Genomic DNA, 17,842 nt, shown 5'->3' on the forward strand with positions numbered 1-17,842 from the left:
AGGCGACGACGATCGCATGATGCGGGTACTCAGCCTGTGCTCCATGCTCGCGGGCGTTTCATACCTGCAATTCGGCACGCCTGCGCGACATAGCCGTAGGGGAATAACTCGAAAAGTCGTTTGCGTCCCTGGCCGGGATAGCGCTGCTCAAGTTGTCGTATGACGAAGCGAGCGTCGGGTGTGATCTGGTGCTCATGCTGCTGTGAGCGCATGAAGCGGATCACGAACCAGTGACCGTCTGCGAGTGACAAGCCTTGCTGGGTGGCGGCCTGTTCAGCCCAGGGTTCGCTCCAATCGGCGGGGTCCACGAGATAGCCTTCTTCATCTACCTGGGGCATGGGCGTCTCCTGAGAGAGGTTCACGTCGTTTGCGCATGGCCAGACCGATGCGGTCCAGGTCGACATCGCTCAGCAGCCGGCTGGCCATGGGTAGCAGCTCCGCCTCTTCTCGAGCGATGTGCTGCTCGTACAGCTGCACGAAGCCCGGTACATCGCCGTCTTCGAGCGTCGAAGCGGCACCCGCGGCGACTTTCAGCAGCCGCTGGCGCAGGGCGGCCCAGCGTTGTTCCAGTTGGCGGTGATCGCTGCAGAGCCCCGCCGTCAGCTCACGCAGGCACACCGCATCGGAACCGGCCATGGATTCCAGCAAGGCGGGAAACAGATCCTGCTCCTCGTCCTCGTGGTGGTGGCGCGCCGCGGTGTCGAAGTAGCGCATGACCGCTGTCGCGGCTTCCTGCGCGGAACGGTCTGGGCCGTGGCTCTTCAGATGGGCGAGCAGGCGCAGAAGGGTTTCGCACTGGTGCTGTACGCGCCCATGGCAGGCAGCCAGCATTTCCAGCGGGACTTCGAAGCCGACGGCAGGTGCACTGTGACCGGGGAGGCCGTTGGTCATGGTGTACTTGCTCCCGTGTGGCTTCAGACGCTGCGGCTCAGACGCGCGGTTCGCCGCGGGGTCGGCGCGGCCACCACCGCGGCGAGCTTGCGGCCAGCCGACGATGTGCTCGGACGGCCCTGGGTCATGTCCGCCAGCGTTGCGCTGTCAAGGGCCTTGAAGTAACCCGCCAGCGCCTGGCCGAAGAGGTGCTTCAGCCGGCACTTCGGCGACAAGGTGCAGGCGTTCGTGGCGGCATCGAAACACTCCACCAGCCGGAAGTCGGTTTCGGTGGCGCGCACGACATCGCCGATGCGGATGGCCTCGGGTTCGACCAGCAGCCGCAGGCCGCCGCCGCGCCCACGGGTGGTTTCGAGCAGGCCCCGGCGAGCCAGGTCGTTGACCACCTTCATCAGGTGGTTTTTCGACAGCCCATGCTGTTCTGCTAGTTCGCCGATGGTGACCAGGCGGTCCCGATGCGCCGCGCAGTACATCAGAACCCGCAAGGTGTAGTCGGTGTATTCGGACAGGCGCATGGCATCCCTTAAAGATGCACGTAGTGTATTGCTTTAACGATCTCGAGTCATTAACATGCACATATGTTGCATCTTTTAATCGACAGCGCAGGTCGTACGCCACCGGGTCGGAGTCCCCTGCCATGACGAAGCCCGCGCCCGTCATTCCCTTGGTTCAACTGGGTGGTGCCTCGAACGTCGAGATGGCTGCCTCGAGCGCGCACTTTCCACTTCCTGGGTGGCCGCTTTTCCGATTGGGATTTCGGCCGTTCTACCTGGGCGCCGCCGCGTTCGCCCTGTTCGCGGTCCCGTATTGGATTGCGGGCCTATTGGGGGTGGTGACACTGCCCTCAGCGGTGCCCCCGCTGCTGTGGCATGCCCATGAGATGCTGTTCGGCTTTGCCATAGCGGTGATCGTCGGCTTCCTGCTGACGGCAGGCAAGGCCTGGACGGGTCTGGCGACGCCGCGCGGCGCCACGCTGGCTACCATGGCGGGGCTGTGGTTGGCAGCGCGGCTTTCGGCCATCTGGGCGCCTTACGCGGTCTACGCCCTGCTGGACATGGCGTTGTTGCCGTGGGTGGCCGTCGTGCTGATTCGCGTGTTGTTGAAGGCAGGCAACCGTCGCAACCTGCCGCTGGGCGCGATCCTCATCCTGCTGGCGTTGGCCAATCTCACGTTTCACGCAGCCGCGCTGGGATGGCTGACCGTCGATCCGTTGGGCGCGCTGCACGCCGGCCTGGCGCTGATCGTGCTGATCGAATGCGTGATCGCGGGGCGGGTGATTCCGGCCTTCACCATGTCGGCGCTGCCGGGCCAGAAGCTGCAGGCGCCGCAGTGGCTGGAACGAAGCACGCTGTGCGCAACGGCGCTGGCGTTGGCGACCTGGGTGATGCTGCCAGCCAACCCAGTGACGGCGGCCGGTTTCGCCGCGGCAGCCCTCTTGCATGCCGCGCGCTTGGGGCACTGGCAGCCCTGGCGCACCCGTGCGCGCCCCATTCTGTGGGTGTTGCACGCGGCCTACGCCTGGCTTCCGGTCGGTTTCATGCTGCTGGCTTGGTCGCAAGTGGGAGGCGTTGCCGCCTCCGCCGGCATACATGCCTTGGCGGTGGGCGCCACGGCTGGGCTCATCATCGGCATGATCACCCGCACCGCCAGGGGCCACACCGGCCGCCCGCTGAAGGCGTCCCGGCTGGAGGTGGTCGCCTATTTGCTGGTGGCCGGCGCTGCCTTGACCCGCGTGCTGCTGCCTCTAGTGGCGCCTGCGCAGACGGCAGATTGGCTGATGGCGGCTGCGGCCGCTTGGGCCGCGGGCTTTGCGCTGTATCTGTGGGTGTTCGCGCCCTGGCTGCTGAGCAACCGTCTGGATGGCAAGGACGGCTGAAAGAACTCGACTCTTTCGCGCCGGTCAACCGTTTCTGATCACAGCTGTTCCCTGACCCCACCGCCGGCGCGCGATCACGTGCGCACAGGTGCCCACTTCGCCCCTGAAAGGCTCCCATGACTGCAACCCTCACTCAACCCACCCACATCCTCGATCTTCGGACCATTCCGCCGCGGGAGCGTCACCCGCTGATCCTCGGTCGCTTCGGTGCCCTGGCCACCGGTGAATCACTGCAACTCGTGAACGACCACAATCCGCAGCCCTTGCGCCATCAATTCGAGGACCGGGCCTTCGGACAGTTCGAGTGGGCCGCATTGGAGGCTGGGCCGGCAGTCTGGCGCATCCAGATCACCCGCATCGCTCAGTCGGCAGCGCCCTCGACAGGCGCCAAGGGCGATTCCTGTTGTTCAGGCGGCGCCTGCTGCGGTTGAAATTCATCTCGCGCACCGATGACCTTCGTCGTCACCGAAGCCTGCATCCGGTGCAAGTACACGGATTGCGTGGACGTGTGTCCGGTCGACGCTTTTCGGGAAGGCTCGAACTTTCTGGTCATCGACCCGGACGATTGCATCGATTGCGCAGTCTGCGTTCCCGAGTGCCCGGTGAATGCCATCTACGCCGAGGAAGATGTGCCGTCCGATCAGCAGCACTTCAAGCCGCTGAACGCCGAACTCTCGCAGCAGTGGAAGCCGATCACACAAACCAAGCGCGCGCTGCCGGATGCCGACGCGTGGAGCAAGATCGAACACAAGCTCGGCGAGCTGAAGCGATGACAACGCGAGTGCGATCCCGCCGTTCGATTGACTGTGCACCGTGAGCCTGGCGAACTCCAGAAAGGTCATCCCCATCACGGCTGCGCCGGCGGCGGCAGTCGACGGTGTGCAGCTCGTCTCCATGTACCAGAAGCAGGCGACGATCTACCCGCGTGCCGTGAAGGGGTGGTTCGCGACCTGGCGCTGGGTCTTCGTCTGGATGACGCAGTTGCTGTTCTACGGACTGCCCTGGTTGCAGTGGGGTGGGCGCCAGGCCGTGCTGTTCGATCTGGAGGCCCAGCGCTTCTACATCTTCGGCTTGCTGCTCTATCCGCAGGACCTGATCTTCCTGGCAGCGCTGCTGGTGCTGTCAGCCTTGGCCCTGTTCTTCTTCACCGCTGTGGCCGGCCGGCTGTGGTGCGGCTACACCTGCCCGCAAACGGTCTACACCGAGATCTTCATGTGGACCGAGCGTGTGATCGAGGGCGACCGCATCGCACGCATGCGGCTGGACCAGGCGCCCTGGCGCCTGAACAAGATCCTGCGCAAGAGCACCAAGCACGGGGCGTGGATGGCCATCGCGCTGGCCACCGGATTCAGCTTCGTCGGATACTTCACGCCGATCCGGGAGCTGGCCGCCGCAGCCGCAGCCTTGGACATGTCTGCCTGGAACGCCTTCTGGGTGTTGTTCTACGGTGCAGCCACCTACGGCAATGCGGGCTTTCTGCGAGAGCAGATGTGCAAGTACATGTGCCCGTATGCGCGCTTTCAGAGCGCCCTGATCGACAAGGACTCATTGATCATCACCTACGACGCGGGGCGCGGCGATCCCCGCGGGTCGCGCTCGAGGAAGGTCAGCGCTTCTGCGCAGGGTCTGGGCGACTGCATCGACTGCACCCTGTGCGTGCAGGTCTGCCCTACCGGCATCGACATCCGCAACGGGCTGCAGAACGAGTGCATCGGCTGCGCAGCCTGCATCGACGTCTGCAACGATGTAATGGACAAGATGGGTTACGCCAAAGGGCTGATCCGCTACTCCACGGAGAACGGCGTCGTCAATGGCTGGACACGGCTGCAGATGTTCAAGCGCGCTCTGCGGCCTCGCGTGCTGGTCTACGGTGCTGTTCTTTCTGTGGCCAGCATCGCTTTCGTGACCAGCGTGGCGATGCGCAGCCCCTTCAAGTTCGATGTCGTCAAGGACCGTGGCGCCCTCGCGCGTGTGGTCGACGAGGGCACGGTAGAGAACGTCTACCGGATCCAAATCATGAACCGCACGGAGGCCACGCAGACCTATCGGATTGCCGCTTCCGGCATCAAGGGGTTGGAAGTCTTGGCTGGGCGGGCAAGTGCCGGCCCGGCTGCCGTGACCTCGATGTCGGTGAGCCTGCGCTTGCCCTACGCCATGGCGCACGACCTTGCAGGCAGGTCGGTGCCCGTTGTGTTCGAGGTCACGGGCATAGAGCCCGGTGCTGGGAGCGGTGCGGCAACGTCAGCCATACAGTTCGAGAAGTCGACCTTCTTCGTGCCGAATTGAACCCTGCCGCGCCCGTCATGGGCTGTGGCCTTCAACCTACCTAGCGCGACAGGCCGAATGCCCGAATTGCCTGATCATCAACGACCGCTCGACTGGCCGAGCGCTGAGTTCCGGGACTCCTTTAGCTACCTGTGTCCGGGTTTGAGTGGCAGCTCTAGGGCGACGAGATCAGGACAGTGGATGTCTCTTGAGGGTCGAAAGCATCAGCTCGACACGTTCAGCAGCAGACGTTCACTGCGGGCCGATGTGGTCTGCGGCGGCCCGACGACGTGGACGGCTGCTCCACCTTCGAGAGCGGTCATCGCAGATGGCGCGTCGACCGACGAACCGATGACGGCTTCAGGTCCCGGAGGGTGTGCCCACATCGATGACGCGGATGGCGGCTCCCGCTGCACTGCTGACATGACGGCCAGGCGCAACTCCGCGCCAAGCTCCGATGATCATGATGAGGCTGAAGTCAGTCCAAGCAGGTAAGGCGAGTGCTTTGGGCACAGGTTAGGCACGGCTCGAGCAGTGCGCGTACTTGGCGTGTTCACAACCCAATGGTCAGAGTTCTAGGGGATCGTTGGTTTTTTGCACAACCGGCGTCTGATTCTCGTCAGCTCGCAGGATTCAGGGCACGGAGACCAATGGTCGCAAGACCAGTTCGCGGAAATTTCGAGGCACAGAGTAGGCACGGTTTGGGCACAAACCGGGCACAGAATGCAAAACGCCAACCTCTCGGCTGGCGTTTTAAGCAACGTAAGTCTTTGATTTACTTACGATATTCGGTGGTTGCGGGGGCAGGATTTGAACCTACGACCTTTGGGTTATGAGCCCAACGAGCTACCAGACTGCTCCACCCCGCGACTGAAGCTAGCAGTATAGCGCACTTTTTCTGACTTACAGCCCCGCGACAGTGAGTGAGCTCAGGAAACGCTGCGCGTCCTGGTATCCAATCACGCGCACGTCGGTCAGCTCCTGGCCCCGGGCGTCAAAGAAGATCGTTCCTGGTGGGCCGAAAAGCTTGAAACGCTTGAGCAGTTCCTTGTCATCGACATTGTTGGCGGTGACATCCGCTTTCAAGAGCAAGGCGCCTGCGAGGCGTTGCTGTACCAGCGGGTCTGAGAAGGTATAGCGCTCCATCTCTTTGCAGGACACGCACCAGTCGGCGTAGAAGTCCAGCATCACCGGGCGACCGGCGCTGGCTACAGCCGCGTCCAGCTCGGCCACGCTACGCACCAGCTGGAAGTTAGGTCCAGGGGTGGCAGGTGCACCGGCATTGGCGCGAGCCATCGCAAGGCCGGCGAGCGGCTTCAGCGGATCGGTGCCACCAGCGGCGGCACCCAACAATTGCAGAAGGCCGTAGACCAGCGCAACGACGGCCGCCGTCTTGCGCAGCCATGTGCGCGGACGTCCGGCGGCGTGGCCATGTTCAAACAGGCCCAGCATCGCGGCAGAGGCGATCAGCAGCGCGCCCCAAAGCGCCTGGGCAACGGCGGCCGGCAGCACGGGCTGCATCGTCCAAAGCGCGACGCCAAGCAGCAGCATGCCGAAGAAATGCTTGACGTCATCCATCCAGGCGCCAGCACGCGGCAGCAGGGCACCCGCCGAGGCGCCGAGCAGCAGCAGCGGAACGCTCATGCCGCAGGCGAGCGCAAACAGCGCGCCACCGCCCAGCAGCACATCTCGCGTTTGGCTCAGATAGACGAGAGCACCAGCCAGCGGCGCGGCGACACAAGGGCTGACGATCAGTGCCGACACGCCACCCATCACGAACACGCCCGCCAGATGGCCGGCCGGCAGCTTTTGTGAAGCGCTGGACAAGCCCCCCGTCATCGAGCTCGGCAGTTGCAGTTCGTAGACGCCAAACATCGACAGCGAGAAACCCACCAGCGCGACAGCAAACAGACCGAGCACCCAGGGCTTTTGCAATGCGGCCGCCAAACCCTCGCCTGCCAGGCCGGCGGCAACGCCCAGGGCCGTGTAGACCAGCGCCATGCCCAGTGAATAGCTGAGCGCCAGCATGAAACTGCGGCCACGGGAGGCGCTCGCGCCGTCGCCAACAATGATCGACGACAGGATGGGCAGCATCGGCAACACGCAGGGTGTGAGCGACAGCAGCAGGCCGGCGACGAAGAACACCCCAATGACTGTCCAGAACTGGCCCGACTGCAGTGCAGCGTCGAGACGGCCGGATTCGGTGCTGGTGCCTTGATCGGCAGAGGCAATCACCGCCGGCGCTTGCGTCGCTGCGACTGCTGGCGCCGCAGCGCTGCCGGCAGGCAAGCTCAGGTCCACCGTCGTCGTTTGCGGCGGGTAGCAAAGGCCCTTGTCAGCGCAGCCTTGGCCGGTCACGGTCAGCTTGAAAGGCCCGGATGCCTGCGTCACCGGCACGCGTACCTGCAGGAGGTCGCGATAGATCTCAACCGTCTTGTTGAAGGTCTCGTCGAACTTGGTCTTGCCAGCGGGCATTGCCGGCGCGCCGAGCGTTGCACCTTGAGCTTCGACCTTGAACTGCTCGCGGTACATGTAGTAGCCGGGTGCGATCTCGAAGCGGACTTCGACCGCAGTTGCATCGGCGGCCTTGACGCTCAGCTTGAAGGCTTGTTCGGGCTCGAGAAAGTCGTCTGCGCTGGCCAGAACGGGCAGCAGCACGACAAGGGCGAGAAGCAACTGCCGGAACAGGCGCTGCAGCAGGGAGAAGGACATGGTGAGCATCAGGAGCTGGGTGAAGCAAGCGTATCGATCTTCGAAGCCAAGCAGCTTAGCGTCAATCTAAGGCGCCTGCCGCAGCCGGGCTTCACGGGCGCACTTGTGAAACCTACGGACGAAAAAAAGCCAGCACGCGGCTGGCTTCTCTCTTTGAACTCACAGCGGACCGAAGCCCACCAAGTTCTGCATTTACTCGACGGCTTCGCCGGCGGTTTCGCCTTCGGCGCGGTCGACCAGCTCAACAAAGGCCATCGGTGCATTGTCGCCAACGCGGAAGCCCATCTTGAGGATGCGGGTGTAGCCGCCCGGACGAGCCTTGAAACGCGGGCCCAGTTCGTTGAACAGCTTGGTGACGATGTCGCGGTCACGCAGGCGGTCGAAAGCCAGGCGGCGGTTCGCCAGCGTAGGTTCCTTGGCCAGGGTGATCAGGGGCTCGACAACGCGACGCAGTTCCTTGGCCTTGGGGACCGTGGTCTTGATGGCTTCGTGCTGCAGCAGCGAGTTGCACATATTGCGCAGCATCGCCTTGCGGTGTTCGGAGGTACGGTTCAGCTTACGGAGGCCGTTACGGTGACGCATGGTGCTTTCCTTTCTAAATTAGTCCCAGCAGCCGTATCAGGTACTGCCCGGGGGCACCGGGTGGCAAACAAAGCCACCCTCTTTCAAAAAACTCTGTCTTCCCCAGCAGCACCCGTGGAACCGGCTTTGCCGGGCCACTGGGTGCGCCCCCTTGAGGGGGAGGCGCGTCAAGCGCCTCGGGGGTGGTTCAAATTACCGCTTGTCGAGACCTTGCGGAGGCCAGTTCTCGAGACGCGCACCCAAGGTCAGGCCGCGCGAAGCCAGCACTTCCTTGATTTCGTTGAGCGACTTGCGACCCAGGTTCGGGGTCTTCAGCAGCTCGGTCTCGGTGCGCTGGATCAGGTCACCGATGTAATAGATGTTCTCGGCCTTCAGGCAGTTGGCCGAACGCACGGTCAGTTCCAGCTCGTCCACAGGACGCAGCAGGATCGGATCGAAGCTGCTCGAACGCTGAGCCGGCTGATCGAAAGCATCGACCAGATCGGTACCTTGCAGTTGTGCGAACACAGCAAGCTGTTCAACCAGGATCTTGGCCGAAGCACGGATCGCTTCCTCAGGCGAGATGGCGCCGTTGGTTTCGATTTCCATGACCAGCTTGTCCAGGTCGGTACGCTGCTCGACTCGGGCGTTCTCGACGGCGTAGCTGACGCGGCGGACCGGCGAGAACGAAGCGTCCAGGACGATGCGGCCAATGCTCTTGGTCGGCTCGTCGCCATAACGGCGCATCGTGCCGGGCACGTAGCCGCGGCCCTTCTCGACCTTGATCTGCATGTCCAGCTTGCCGCCTTGCGACAGGTGGGCGATGACGTGCTCGGGATTGATGATCTCGACGTCGTGCGGAGTCTGGATGTCGGCTGCCGTGACCGGGCCGTCGCCTTCCTTGCGCAGGACCAGGGTCACTTCTTCACGGTTGTGCAGACGGAAAACCACGCCCTTGAGGTTCAGCATGATGTGAACCACGTCTTCTTGCACACCGTCGATGGCCGAGTACTCGTGCAGGACGCCTGCGATCGTCACTTCCGTCGGCGCATAACCCACCATCGAGGACAGCAGCACCCGGCGCAGGGCATTGCCCAGGGTGTGGCCATAGCCGCGTTCAAACGGCTCGAGCGTGACCTTGGCGCGGTGGCCACCCAGAGGCTCGACATTGATGGATTTGGGCTTGAGCAGATTTGTTTGCATGAGGTCTTTCTTTCAATACCCTCGGTTCGTTACACCGATAAGGCTGAGGGACCAACCGTCCGCAGCGGTAGCCGACGCGGACGATGAAAAGCCGGCCGTGCCCTCCAGGGCACCGCCGGCCAGTACGGGTTGCTTAACGCGAGTACAACTCAACGATCAGCGACTCGTTGATCTCGGCGCCGAACTCGTCGCGGTCAGGCGTCTTCTTGAAGATGCCTTCCAGCTTCGTGCCGTCGACCTGAACCCAGGCCGGCAGACCGATGGAGTCGGCCAACTTGAACGCGTCGATGATGCGCAGCTGCTTCTTGGCCTTTTCACGCACGGCAACGGTGTCACCAGCCTTGACCAGGTAGGACGCGATGTTCACGACTTCACCGTTCACGGTGATGCCCTTGTGCGAAACCAGCTGACGGGCTTCTGCGCGGGTCGAGCCGAAGCCCATGCGATAAACGACGTTGTCCAGGCGCGATTCCAGCAGCGTCAGCAGGTTGACGCCGGTCGAACCCTTGCGGCGCTCGGCTTCAGCGAAGTAGCGGCGGAACTGGCGCTCCAGCACGCCATACATGCGCTTGACCTTCTGCTTTTCACGCAGTTGCAGACCGAAGTCAGAGGTGCGCTGACCCGAAGTGCGGCCGTGCTGGCCAGGCTTGGAGTCGAACTTGGCCTTGTCCGCGATGGAGCGACGGGCGCTCTTCAGGAACAGGTCGGTGCCTTCGCGGCGGGAAAGTTTGGCCTTGGGGCCGAGGTAGCGTGCCACTTTGAGTGTCCTTGTTCAATCTGACGCAAGACCCCGTCGGGTGCCTGCGCGAGTCTGGCCAGTGTTTTTATCGGCTCAGACGGTGGGCTTATCGAAGCCAGGGTATCCATGGAAGATGACCGCAGACTTCAGCAAAACGGCCGGCGCGGCACTTTCGTGCCCGCCGGCGCGGGAAAACGCGCGATTATGCCATCAAGCGCATCAGGGGCCAAATGGCCTTAGATGCGACGACGCTTCTGCGGACGGCAGCCGTTGTGCGGCACCGGCGTCACGTCAGAGATCGAGTTGATGCGGATGCCCAGTGCGGCCAGAGCACGCACCGACGATTCGCGACCCGGGCCTGGGCCCTTGATCTTGACGTCCAGGTTCTTGATGCCCTGCTCCTGAGCAGCGCGACCTGCGACTTCAGCAGCCACCTGGGCAGCGAAAGGCGTCGACTTGCGCGAGCCCTTGAAGCCCTGACCACCCGACGAAGCCCACGACAGGGCGCCGCCTTGACGGTCGGTGATGGTGATGATGGTGTTGTTGAACGACGCGTGAACGTGCGCAATACCGTCTGCAACGTTCTTGCGGACCTTCTTGCGGACGCGCTGGGCAGCCGAGTTATTGGGTGCTTTTGCCATGATGTCTTTCTTTCAATGCTGCCGCAGGATCACTTCTTGCCCGTGGCGGCCGACTTGCGCGGGCCTTTACGGGTACGAGCGTTCGTGCGGGTGCGCTGACCGCGCATCGGCAGGCCACGGCGGTGACGGAAACCGCGGTAGCAGCCGAGGTCCATCAGGCGCTTGATGTTGATCGACATCTCACGGCGCAGATCGCCTTCGATGGTCATGCGGCCCACTTCTTCACGGATCTTTTCCAGATCGGCGTCAGTGAGGTCCTTGACCTTCTTGTCGAACGGGATACCGCAAGAGTTGCAGATCTTCTGTGCGGTCGTACGGCCAATGCCGTAGATCGAGGTCAGACCGATCTCAGTGTGCTTTTGCGGCGGAATGTTGATACCAGCAATACGTGCCATGTGCGTCCTCTAATTCGCTCGTGTCGTGCAGCAATCAGCCTTGGCGCTGTTTGTGGCGGGGATCTGTACAGATCACACGCACCACACCCTTGCGACGGATGACTTTGCAATTGCGGCACATTGCCTTGACGGATGCCGAAACTTTCATGGTCTGCTCCTTGACCTACTCAATATCGCTCTAAAGCGCGTCCGGGGACAAATATTCACTCACTTCGCCCGGAACACGATGCGAGCACGACTCAATCGTACGGTGCCAGTTCCAAGGCCACCTTTGCGGGCGACTTGTCGAAGAACGACACCTTTCAATTTCAACCTGACTCAACCAGCCTTGAAGTTGGCCTTCTTCAGCAGCGATTCATACTGCTGACTCATCACGTAAGACTGAACTTGCGACCAGAAGTCCATCGTGACAACCACGATGATCAACAGCGAGGTTCCACCGAAGTAGAACGGCACGTTGTACTTGAGATTCAAGAACTCCGGCAACAAGCACACTGCCGTGATGTAGATGGCACCAGCCATCGTCAAGCGCGACAAGATCTTGTCAATATGCTTCGCAGTCTGCTCACCCGGGCGGATGCCTGGGATGAACGCGCCACTCTTCTTCAGGTTGTCTGCTGTCTCACGGCTGTTGAATACCAGCGCCGTGTAGAAGAAGCAGAAGAACACAATCGCAGCAGCGTAGAACAGCACGTAGATCGGCTGTCCAGGACGCAGCATGTCGGCGATGTCCTTCAGCCAACGAAGGCTGTCACCCGTCGCGAACCAGCTCACCACCGTGGTCGGCAGCAGGATGATCGACGACGCGAAGATCGGCGGGATCACGCCCGACATGTTCAGCTTCAGTGGCAGGTGCGAGCTTTGACCGCCGTACACCTTGTTGCCCACCTGGCGCTTGGCGTAGTTCACCAAGATCTTGCGCTGACCGCGCTCGACGAACACCACCAGATAGGTCACGGCGACGACGATGGCACAGACGAACAGGAAGGACACAGCGCCCATCGAGCCCGTACGAACCAACTCGGCCAGACCACCAATCGCACCCGGCAGACCTGCAGCGATACCGCTGAAGATCAGGATCGAGATCCCGTTGCCCAGACCACGTTCGGTAATCTGCTCACCCAGCCACATCAGAAACATCGTGCCGGCTACCAGGCTGGAAACCGCGGTCAGGCGGAAACCGAAGCCCGGGCTGATCACCAGGCCAGCCGAACTTTCAAGCGCCAGCGCAATGCTCAGCGATTGGAAGATGGCCAGGCCCAAGGTGGCGTAGCGCGTGTACTGCGTAGTCTTGCGACGGCCTGCTTCGCCTTCCTTCTTCAGCGCTTCCAGGCTCGGCACCACATAACCCATCAACTGGATGACGATGGAGGCCGAGATGTAGGGCGTGATGCCCAGCGCGAAGACGGTAAAGCGCGACAGCGCACCGCCCGAGAACATATTGAACAGGCTCAGGATGCCACCTTCCTGACCCTTGAAGAACTGCTGCAGCTGAACCGGGTCGATACCGGGCACGGGGATATGCGCCCCGATGCGGTACACAACCAGAGCCAGCAGCAGGAACACAAGGCGGCGACGCAGGTCGCCGAACTTGCCGCTCTTGGCCAGTTGGTTTGCGTTGGTGGTAGCCACTGTGCCTAGTTCCTAGCGCTTCAGACGACGACCGAGCCGCCAGCGGCTTCGATGGCAGCCTTGGCACCTGCCGTAGCAAGCACGCCCTTGAGCGTGACCTTGCGGCTGATGGAACCCGACAGGATGACCTTGACGTTCTTGGTCAGTTCGGGAACCAGGCCCACGGCCTTCAGCGTCAGCAGGTCGATTTCTTCGCCGGCCAGCGCTTGCAGATCACTCAGGTTGATCTCAGCGTTGAACGGACGAGCCAGCGACTTGAAGCCACGCTTGGGCAGGCGACGCTGCAGGGGCATCTGGCCGCCTTCGAAGCCCACCTTGTGGTAGCCACCGGCGCGCGACTTTTGACCCTTGTGACCACGACCGGCAGTCTTGCCGAGACCGGAGCCAATGCCACGGCCCACGCGACGCTTGGCGTGCTTGGCACCAGCGGCAGGCTTGATGGTATTGAGTTGCATCTTCTAATCCTCTGTTCTGTTCAGGCGCTTACAGCACTTGAACGAGGTAGGCGATCTTGTTGATCATGCCGCGCACTGCCGGCGTGTCTTCCAACACGCTGGTGCTGTTCAGCTTGCGCAGGCCCAGGCCAGCCACGGTGGCACGGTGCGATGCACGGGTGCCGATGGGGCTGCGGACGAGCTTGACCGTCACGGTTTTCTTGTCAGACATGTTGAGTCTCTCCAGAACTGGTGAATCAGCCGACGATGTCTTCGACCGACTTACCGCGCTTGGCGGCGACTTCCGATGCCGTGGTGGAGCGCTTCAGCGCGTCCAGCGTGGCGCGGACCATGTTGTACGGGTTGGTCGAACCGTGGCTCTTGGTCACGATGTCGGTCACGCCCATCACTTCGAAGACGGCGCGCATCGGGCCGCCGGCGATCACGCCGGTACCGTTTGCAGCCGGGATCATCATGACGCGGGCGGCGCCATGCTGGCCGGTCACGTTGTGGTGGATCGTGCCGTTGCGCAGGTTCACCTTGACCATGTTGCGACGGGCCGATTCCATGGCCTTCTGCACGGCGACCGGAACTTCCTTCGCCTTGCCCTTGCCCATGCCGATGCGGCCGTCGCCGTCACCGACCACCGTCAGTGCTGCGAACGACAGCGTACGGCCGCCCTTCACCACCTTGGTGACGCGGTTGACCGCGATCATCTTTTCCTTCAGGCCGTCGTCGTTGCCTTCAGCCTGCGCGCGGGGTTGAAACTTTGCCATTTCTAAATCCTTTGTGCGTCAGAACTGCAGGCCAGCTTCGCGGGCTGCGTCGGCCAGAGCCTTGATACGGCCGTGGTAGGCGAAACCTGCACGGTCGAAGGCAACCTTCTCGATGCCAGCAGCCTTCGCCTTCTCGGCGATACGCTTGCCGATCAGCACAGCGGCGGCAACATTGCCACCCTTGCCGTCGGCGCCCAGCGCAGTGCGAACTTCCTTCTCGGCGGTCGACGCGCTCGCCAGCACACGGGCGCCGTCGTCGGAAATGACGCTGGCGTAGATGTGCAGGTTCGAGCGGAACACCGTCAGGCGTGCAACTTGCTGAATGGCAATGCGGACGCGGGTTTGGCGCGAACGACGGATGCGCTGTTCTTTCTTGGTCATCATGTCGCTGCTCCTTACTTCTTCTTGGTCTCTTTGAGAGAGACCTTCTCGTCGGAATAGCGGATGCCCTTGCCCTTGTAGGGCTCCGGCGGCCGGAAGGCGCGCACTTCTGCGGCGATCTGGCCCACCACTTGGCGGTCCGCACCCTTGATCAGGATTTCGGTCTGCGTAGCGCACTCAACCTTGATGCCAGCCGGCATGTCCTTCACCACAGGGTGAGAGAAACCGATTTGCAGGTTCAGCTTCTGACCTTGGGCTTGGGCACGGAAGCCCACGCCAACCAGGTTCAGCTTGCGCTCGAAGCCCTTGCTCACGCCGGTGACCATATTGGCCACCAGTGCGCGCACCGTGCCACTCATGGCATCGGCTTCAGCCGTTTCGTTGTTCGGCGTGAACGTCAGCTTGCCGCCTTCGTTCTTCACGGTCACCAGGGCATTGACCGGACGGGTCAGCGTGCCCAGGGTGCCCTTGACGCTGATCTGGTCAGCGTTGATGGTCACGTCCACACCTTGCGGGACGGCCACCGGCATTTTTCCAACGCGGGACATTGTCGTCTCTCCTTGCGCTTAAGCGACGTAGCAGAGCACTTCGCCGCCGATACCGGCTTGACGTGCTTTGCGGTCGGTCATCACACCTTGCGGCGTGGTGACGATCGCCACACCCAGGCCATTCATGACCTGAGGGATGTCGTGGCGGCCCTTGTAGATGCGCAGGCCGGGACGGCTCACGCGTTCGATACGCTCGATCACCGGGCGACCGGCGTAATACTTCAACGCAATTTCCAGCTCGGGGCGAGCTGCGTCACCGCGCAGTGCGAAGCCGTCGATGTAACCCTCATCCTTGAGGACCTTGGCGATCGCAACCTTCAACTTGGACGAAGGCATCACGACGCTGGTCTTCTCAACGCTTTGTGCGTTGCGAATGCGAGTCAGCATATCGGCGATAGGATCACTCATGCTCATATGAAAATCTCCTAAACCTGCCGATTACCAGCTGGCCTTGACGACACCGGGGATGTCGCCCTTGAAGGCCAGCTCACGAATCTTGTTACGGGCCAAACCGAACTTGCGGAACGTACCGCGCGGACGACCGGTCAACTCGCAGCGATTGCGCAGGCGAGTCGGGTAGGCGTTGCGGGGCAGCTTCTGCAGCTCCAGGCGGGCGGCGTAGCGCTCTTCTTCCGACTTCTTGAAGTCGTTGATGATGGCCTTCAGTTCCGCATACTTCTTGGCGTACTTGGCGACCAACTGTTCGCGCTTCAGTTCACGTTGCTTGATAGAGAGTTTTGCCATCGGGCACCTCAGTTCTTGAACGGAAACTTGAACGCAGCCAGCAGAGCCTTGGCTTCGTCATCCGTCTTGGCCGACGTCGTGATGCTGATATTCAGACCACGCAGAGCATCCACCTTGTCGTATTCGATTTCGGGGAAGATGATCTGTTCTTTGACGCCGATGTTGTAGTTGCCGCGGCCGTCAAACGAACGACCCGAGATACCGCGGAAGTCACGAACGCGCGGCAGCGCGATGGTGACAAAACGGTCCAGGAATTCGTACATCTGAACGCCACGCAGCGTGACCATGCAGCCGATCGGCACGTTGTCACGAATCTTGAAGCCGGCGATAGCCTTCTTCGACTTCGTGACCACAGGCTTCTGGCCGGCAATCTTGGTCAGGTCGCTGACCGCATGGTCCATGACCTTCTTGTCCGCAACAGCCTCGCTCACGCCCATGTTGAGCGTAATCTTGGTGATGCGCGGCACTTCCATGATCGACTTGTAGCCAAACTTCTCAACGAGGCCTGGCACAACTTTTTCGCGGTAAATCGCTTGCAAACGAGCCATGTCGGACCTCTTAAGCCTTGATCTCTTCGCCGGTCGACTTGAAAACGCGCACCTTCTTGCCATCGGCGAGGAGCTTGATGCCCACGCGATCGGCCTTGCCGGATGCAGCGTTAAAAATCGCCACGTTGGATTGATGGATCGGCATCGTCTTGTCGACCACGCCGCCGGTGGTGCCCTTCATGGGGTTGGGCTTGACGTGCTTCTTGACGACATTGATGCCATCCACCACGAGGTGTGCATCATCGACACGCTGCGACACAGTGCCGCGCTTGCCCTTGTCGCGGCCGGTCAACACGATGACCTCGTCGCCTTTACGAATCTTGTTCATGGCAATACCTTTGACTTGACGAGGCCTTAAAGGACCTCAGGCGCCAGCGACACGATCTTCATGAAGCGCTCGGTACGCAGTTCACGCGTCACGGGGCCAAAGATGCGGGTGCCGATCGGCTCGAGCTTGGCGTTCAGCAGGACGGCAGCATTGCCATCGAACTTGACCAGCGAACCGTCTTGGCGACGCACGCCCTTGGCGGTACGAACGACCACAGCGCTGTAGACCTCGCCCTTCTTGACGCGACCACGCGGAGCAGCTTCTTTGATGCTGACCTTGATGATGTCGCCAATGCCGGCATAACGACGCTTGGAACCGCCAAGCACCTTGATGCACATGACGGACTTGGCGCCAGTGTTATCCGCGACGTCGAGTCGCGATTGCATTTGAATCATGTCTATCCCCAACTTTTCCCACGTCAGCCGCACGGCGACTTCAGTGGTCAGTCTTGGGCCCGTGGACCGATTGCAGCCTGCTGGCTGCGCCCGGCGGTTATGGGCGGATCCGAGGCCAAGACGCATTGCTAAATGCGCCTGACGTTCGGCGAAGCTTTGCATTATGCGCGATTACCCGAACCACTGTCAAGCGCTTCGGGCGCGCAATCCTGAAATCTCTCTCGAGGGCCTTCAGGTGGCCGTGTTCAGGCGGCCTTGGCCTGGGCCAGCATCGTGGCAGCGTCGCTGACCTCGAACTTGCCTGGACCTTCCACATTCAGCGTCTTGACCACGCCATCGACCAGCAGCATGGAGTAGCGCTGCGAGCGCAAACCCAGCCCCTTGGCTGTCAGGTCCAGCGTCAGGCCGGTTGCCTTGGCAAAGTCGGCACTGCCGTCGGCCATCATGCGAACCTTGCCCCCGGTCTTCTGGTCGCGGCCCCAGGCGCCCATGACGAAGGCGTCATTGACCGAGATGCACCAGATTTCATCAACGCCGGCTGCGCGCAGCGCGTCGTAGTTCTGCACATAGCCAGGCACATGCTGGGCCGAGCAGGTCGGGGTGAAGGCACCCGGCAGGGCGAAAACGGCGATCTTCTTACCGGCGGTCGCCTTCTCGATGTCGAAGCTGTTCGGGCCGATCGAGCAGCCTTCGCCTTCGACTTCGATGAATTCCTGCAGCGTGCCTGCGGGCACGCGGTCACCAATCTTCAGCATGGGAGGTCTCCTTCCTGT

26 protein-coding genes and 1 tRNA gene are annotated in these 17,842 nt (G+C 61.9%); 4 read left to right on the plus strand and 23 right to left on the minus strand.

The window, feature by feature from the left end; translation table 11 throughout:
- Window positions 1-29: 29 nt before the first annotated feature.
- From ABT392_RS16995 to ABT392_RS17005, 3 genes are read right to left on the minus strand one after another with little or no spacing between them, the layout of a single operon-like run.
- Window positions 30-338, minus strand: coding sequence for a TusE/DsrC/DsvC family sulfur relay protein (locus ABT392_RS16995; RefSeq protein WP_395385142.1), 309 nt, complete (start codon window positions 336-338; stop codon window positions 30-32).
- Window positions 322-891, minus strand: coding sequence for a hemerythrin domain-containing protein (locus ABT392_RS17000; RefSeq protein ID WP_395385141.1), 570 nt, complete (start codon window positions 889-891; stop codon window positions 322-324). The genes ABT392_RS16995 and ABT392_RS17000 overlap by 17 nt, the downstream gene beginning before the upstream one ends.
- 23 nt (window positions 892-914) lie before the next feature.
- The gene (locus ABT392_RS17005; protein WP_395385140.1) at window positions 915-1,406 is read right to left on the minus strand and encodes an RrF2 family transcriptional regulator; all 492 of its coding nucleotides are present in this window, start codon (window positions 1,404-1,406) and stop codon (window positions 915-917) included.
- A gap of 122 nt (window positions 1,407-1,528) precedes the next feature.
- Between ABT392_RS17005 and ABT392_RS17010 the strand changes: the two genes are divergently transcribed.
- The 4 genes from ABT392_RS17010 (at window position 1,529) to ccoG (ending at window position 5,053) form a co-directional block, all read left to right on the plus strand.
- The gene (locus ABT392_RS17010; protein WP_395385139.1) at window positions 1,529-2,767 is read left to right on the plus strand and encodes an NnrS family protein; all 1,239 of its coding nucleotides are present in this window, start codon (window positions 1,529-1,531) and stop codon (window positions 2,765-2,767) included.
- A gap of 116 nt (window positions 2,768-2,883) precedes the next feature.
- Window positions 2,884-3,198 carry a DUF2249 domain-containing protein gene (locus ABT392_RS17015; RefSeq protein ID WP_395385138.1) on the plus strand — a complete coding sequence of 105 codons (315 nt, stop codon included), beginning with the start codon at window positions 2,884-2,886 and terminating at the stop codon, window positions 3,196-3,198.
- Between the two features lie 18 nt (window positions 3,199-3,216).
- Window positions 3,217-3,540, plus strand: coding sequence for a ferredoxin FdxA (gene fdxA / locus ABT392_RS17020; protein ID WP_395385137.1), 324 nt, complete (start codon window positions 3,217-3,219; stop codon window positions 3,538-3,540).
- Window positions 3,541-3,580: 40 nt separating this feature from the next.
- On the plus strand, window positions 3,581-5,053 hold the full coding sequence (gene ccoG / locus ABT392_RS17025; RefSeq protein WP_395385136.1) for a cytochrome c oxidase accessory protein CcoG: 1,473 nt from the start codon (window positions 3,581-3,583) through the stop codon (window positions 5,051-5,053).
- Window positions 5,054-5,824: 771 nt separating this feature from the next.
- Here ccoG and ABT392_RS17030 read toward each other — a convergent pair.
- From ABT392_RS17030 to ABT392_RS17125, 20 genes are all read right to left on the minus strand, one after another.
- A tRNA-Met gene (locus ABT392_RS17030) sits at window positions 5,825-5,901 on the minus strand.
- A gap of 34 nt (window positions 5,902-5,935) precedes the next feature.
- The gene (gene dsbD / locus ABT392_RS17035; RefSeq protein ID WP_395385135.1) at window positions 5,936-7,744 is read right to left on the minus strand and encodes a protein-disulfide reductase DsbD; all 1,809 of its coding nucleotides are present in this window, start codon (window positions 7,742-7,744) and stop codon (window positions 5,936-5,938) included.
- Between the two features lie 192 nt (window positions 7,745-7,936).
- Window positions 7,937-8,326: a 50S ribosomal protein L17 gene (rplQ, locus tag ABT392_RS17040; RefSeq protein ID WP_282824684.1), complete on the minus strand. Its 390-nt coding sequence runs from the start codon at window positions 8,324-8,326 to the stop codon at window positions 7,937-7,939.
- 192 nt (window positions 8,327-8,518) lie between these two features.
- On the minus strand, window positions 8,519-9,508 hold the full coding sequence (locus tag ABT392_RS17045) for a DNA-directed RNA polymerase subunit alpha (RefSeq protein WP_334278433.1): 990 nt from the start codon (window positions 9,506-9,508) through the stop codon (window positions 8,519-8,521).
- A gap of 133 nt (window positions 9,509-9,641) precedes the next feature.
- Window positions 9,642-10,265, minus strand: a complete 624-nt coding sequence (gene rpsD, locus ABT392_RS17050; protein ID WP_282824688.1) for a 30S ribosomal protein S4 — start codon at window positions 10,263-10,265, stop codon at window positions 9,642-9,644.
- A 218-nt stretch (window positions 10,266-10,483) separates the two neighbouring features.
- A complete protein-coding gene (gene rpsK, locus ABT392_RS17055) occupies window positions 10,484-10,888 on the minus strand; it encodes a 30S ribosomal protein S11 (protein ID WP_056194196.1) in 405 nt (134 codons plus the stop codon).
- Between the two features lie 29 nt (window positions 10,889-10,917).
- On the minus strand, window positions 10,918-11,283 hold the full coding sequence (gene rpsM, locus ABT392_RS17060; RefSeq protein WP_334278434.1) for a 30S ribosomal protein S13: 366 nt from the start codon (window positions 11,281-11,283) through the stop codon (window positions 10,918-10,920).
- Window positions 11,284-11,317: 34 nt separating this feature from the next.
- Window positions 11,318-11,431, minus strand: a complete 114-nt coding sequence (gene rpmJ, locus ABT392_RS17065) for a 50S ribosomal protein L36 (RefSeq protein ID WP_077036445.1) — start codon at window positions 11,429-11,431, stop codon at window positions 11,318-11,320.
- Window positions 11,432-11,601: 170 nt separating this feature from the next.
- Window positions 11,602-12,915 carry a preprotein translocase subunit SecY gene (gene secY / locus ABT392_RS17070; protein ID WP_334278435.1) on the minus strand — a complete coding sequence of 438 codons (1,314 nt, stop codon included), beginning with the start codon at window positions 12,913-12,915 and terminating at the stop codon, window positions 11,602-11,604.
- A 20-nt stretch (window positions 12,916-12,935) separates the two neighbouring features.
- Complete coding sequence (gene rplO / locus ABT392_RS17075) at window positions 12,936-13,370, minus strand: 50S ribosomal protein L15 (protein WP_334278436.1); 435 nt, start codon at window positions 13,368-13,370, stop codon at window positions 12,936-12,938.
- Between the two features lie 28 nt (window positions 13,371-13,398).
- Complete coding sequence (rpmD, locus tag ABT392_RS17080) at window positions 13,399-13,581, minus strand: 50S ribosomal protein L30 (protein ID WP_282824699.1); 183 nt, start codon at window positions 13,579-13,581, stop codon at window positions 13,399-13,401.
- A gap of 25 nt (window positions 13,582-13,606) precedes the next feature.
- Window positions 13,607-14,125: a 30S ribosomal protein S5 gene (rpsE, locus tag ABT392_RS17085; protein WP_334278437.1), complete on the minus strand. Its 519-nt coding sequence runs from the start codon at window positions 14,123-14,125 to the stop codon at window positions 13,607-13,609.
- An 18-nt stretch (window positions 14,126-14,143) separates the two neighbouring features.
- Entirely contained in the window at window positions 14,144-14,509 is a 366-nt protein-coding gene (gene rplR, locus ABT392_RS17090; protein ID WP_334278438.1) for a 50S ribosomal protein L18, read from the minus strand.
- Between the two features lie 11 nt (window positions 14,510-14,520).
- On the minus strand, window positions 14,521-15,054 hold the full coding sequence (gene rplF / locus ABT392_RS17095; protein WP_334278439.1) for a 50S ribosomal protein L6: 534 nt from the start codon (window positions 15,052-15,054) through the stop codon (window positions 14,521-14,523).
- An 18-nt stretch (window positions 15,055-15,072) separates the two neighbouring features.
- A complete protein-coding gene (gene rpsH, locus ABT392_RS17100) occupies window positions 15,073-15,468 on the minus strand; it encodes a 30S ribosomal protein S8 (protein WP_282824706.1) in 396 nt (131 codons plus the stop codon).
- 24 nt (window positions 15,469-15,492) lie between these two features.
- Window positions 15,493-15,798 (minus strand): 30S ribosomal protein S14, encoded by a 306-nt coding sequence (gene rpsN, locus ABT392_RS17105; protein ID WP_282824708.1) that lies wholly within the window; start codon window positions 15,796-15,798, stop codon window positions 15,493-15,495.
- 8 nt (window positions 15,799-15,806) lie between these two features.
- On the minus strand, window positions 15,807-16,346 hold the full coding sequence (rplE, locus tag ABT392_RS17110; protein ID WP_334278441.1) for a 50S ribosomal protein L5: 540 nt from the start codon (window positions 16,344-16,346) through the stop codon (window positions 15,807-15,809).
- Between the two features lie 10 nt (window positions 16,347-16,356).
- Window positions 16,357-16,674: a 50S ribosomal protein L24 gene (rplX, locus tag ABT392_RS17115; protein ID WP_334278442.1), complete on the minus strand. Its 318-nt coding sequence runs from the start codon at window positions 16,672-16,674 to the stop codon at window positions 16,357-16,359.
- A gap of 26 nt (window positions 16,675-16,700) precedes the next feature.
- Window positions 16,701-17,069 carry a 50S ribosomal protein L14 gene (gene rplN, locus ABT392_RS17120; RefSeq protein ID WP_088286487.1) on the minus strand — a complete coding sequence of 123 codons (369 nt, stop codon included), beginning with the start codon at window positions 17,067-17,069 and terminating at the stop codon, window positions 16,701-16,703.
- A gap of 245 nt (window positions 17,070-17,314) precedes the next feature.
- Window positions 17,315-17,824, minus strand: a complete 510-nt coding sequence (locus ABT392_RS17125) for a peroxiredoxin (protein ID WP_334278443.1) — start codon at window positions 17,822-17,824, stop codon at window positions 17,315-17,317.
- Window positions 17,825-17,842 lie beyond the last annotated feature (18 nt).

Source organism: Paucibacter sp. JuS9, assembly GCF_044043925.2.
Lineage (GTDB): Bacteria > Pseudomonadota > Gammaproteobacteria > Burkholderiales > Burkholderiaceae_C > JAUASW01.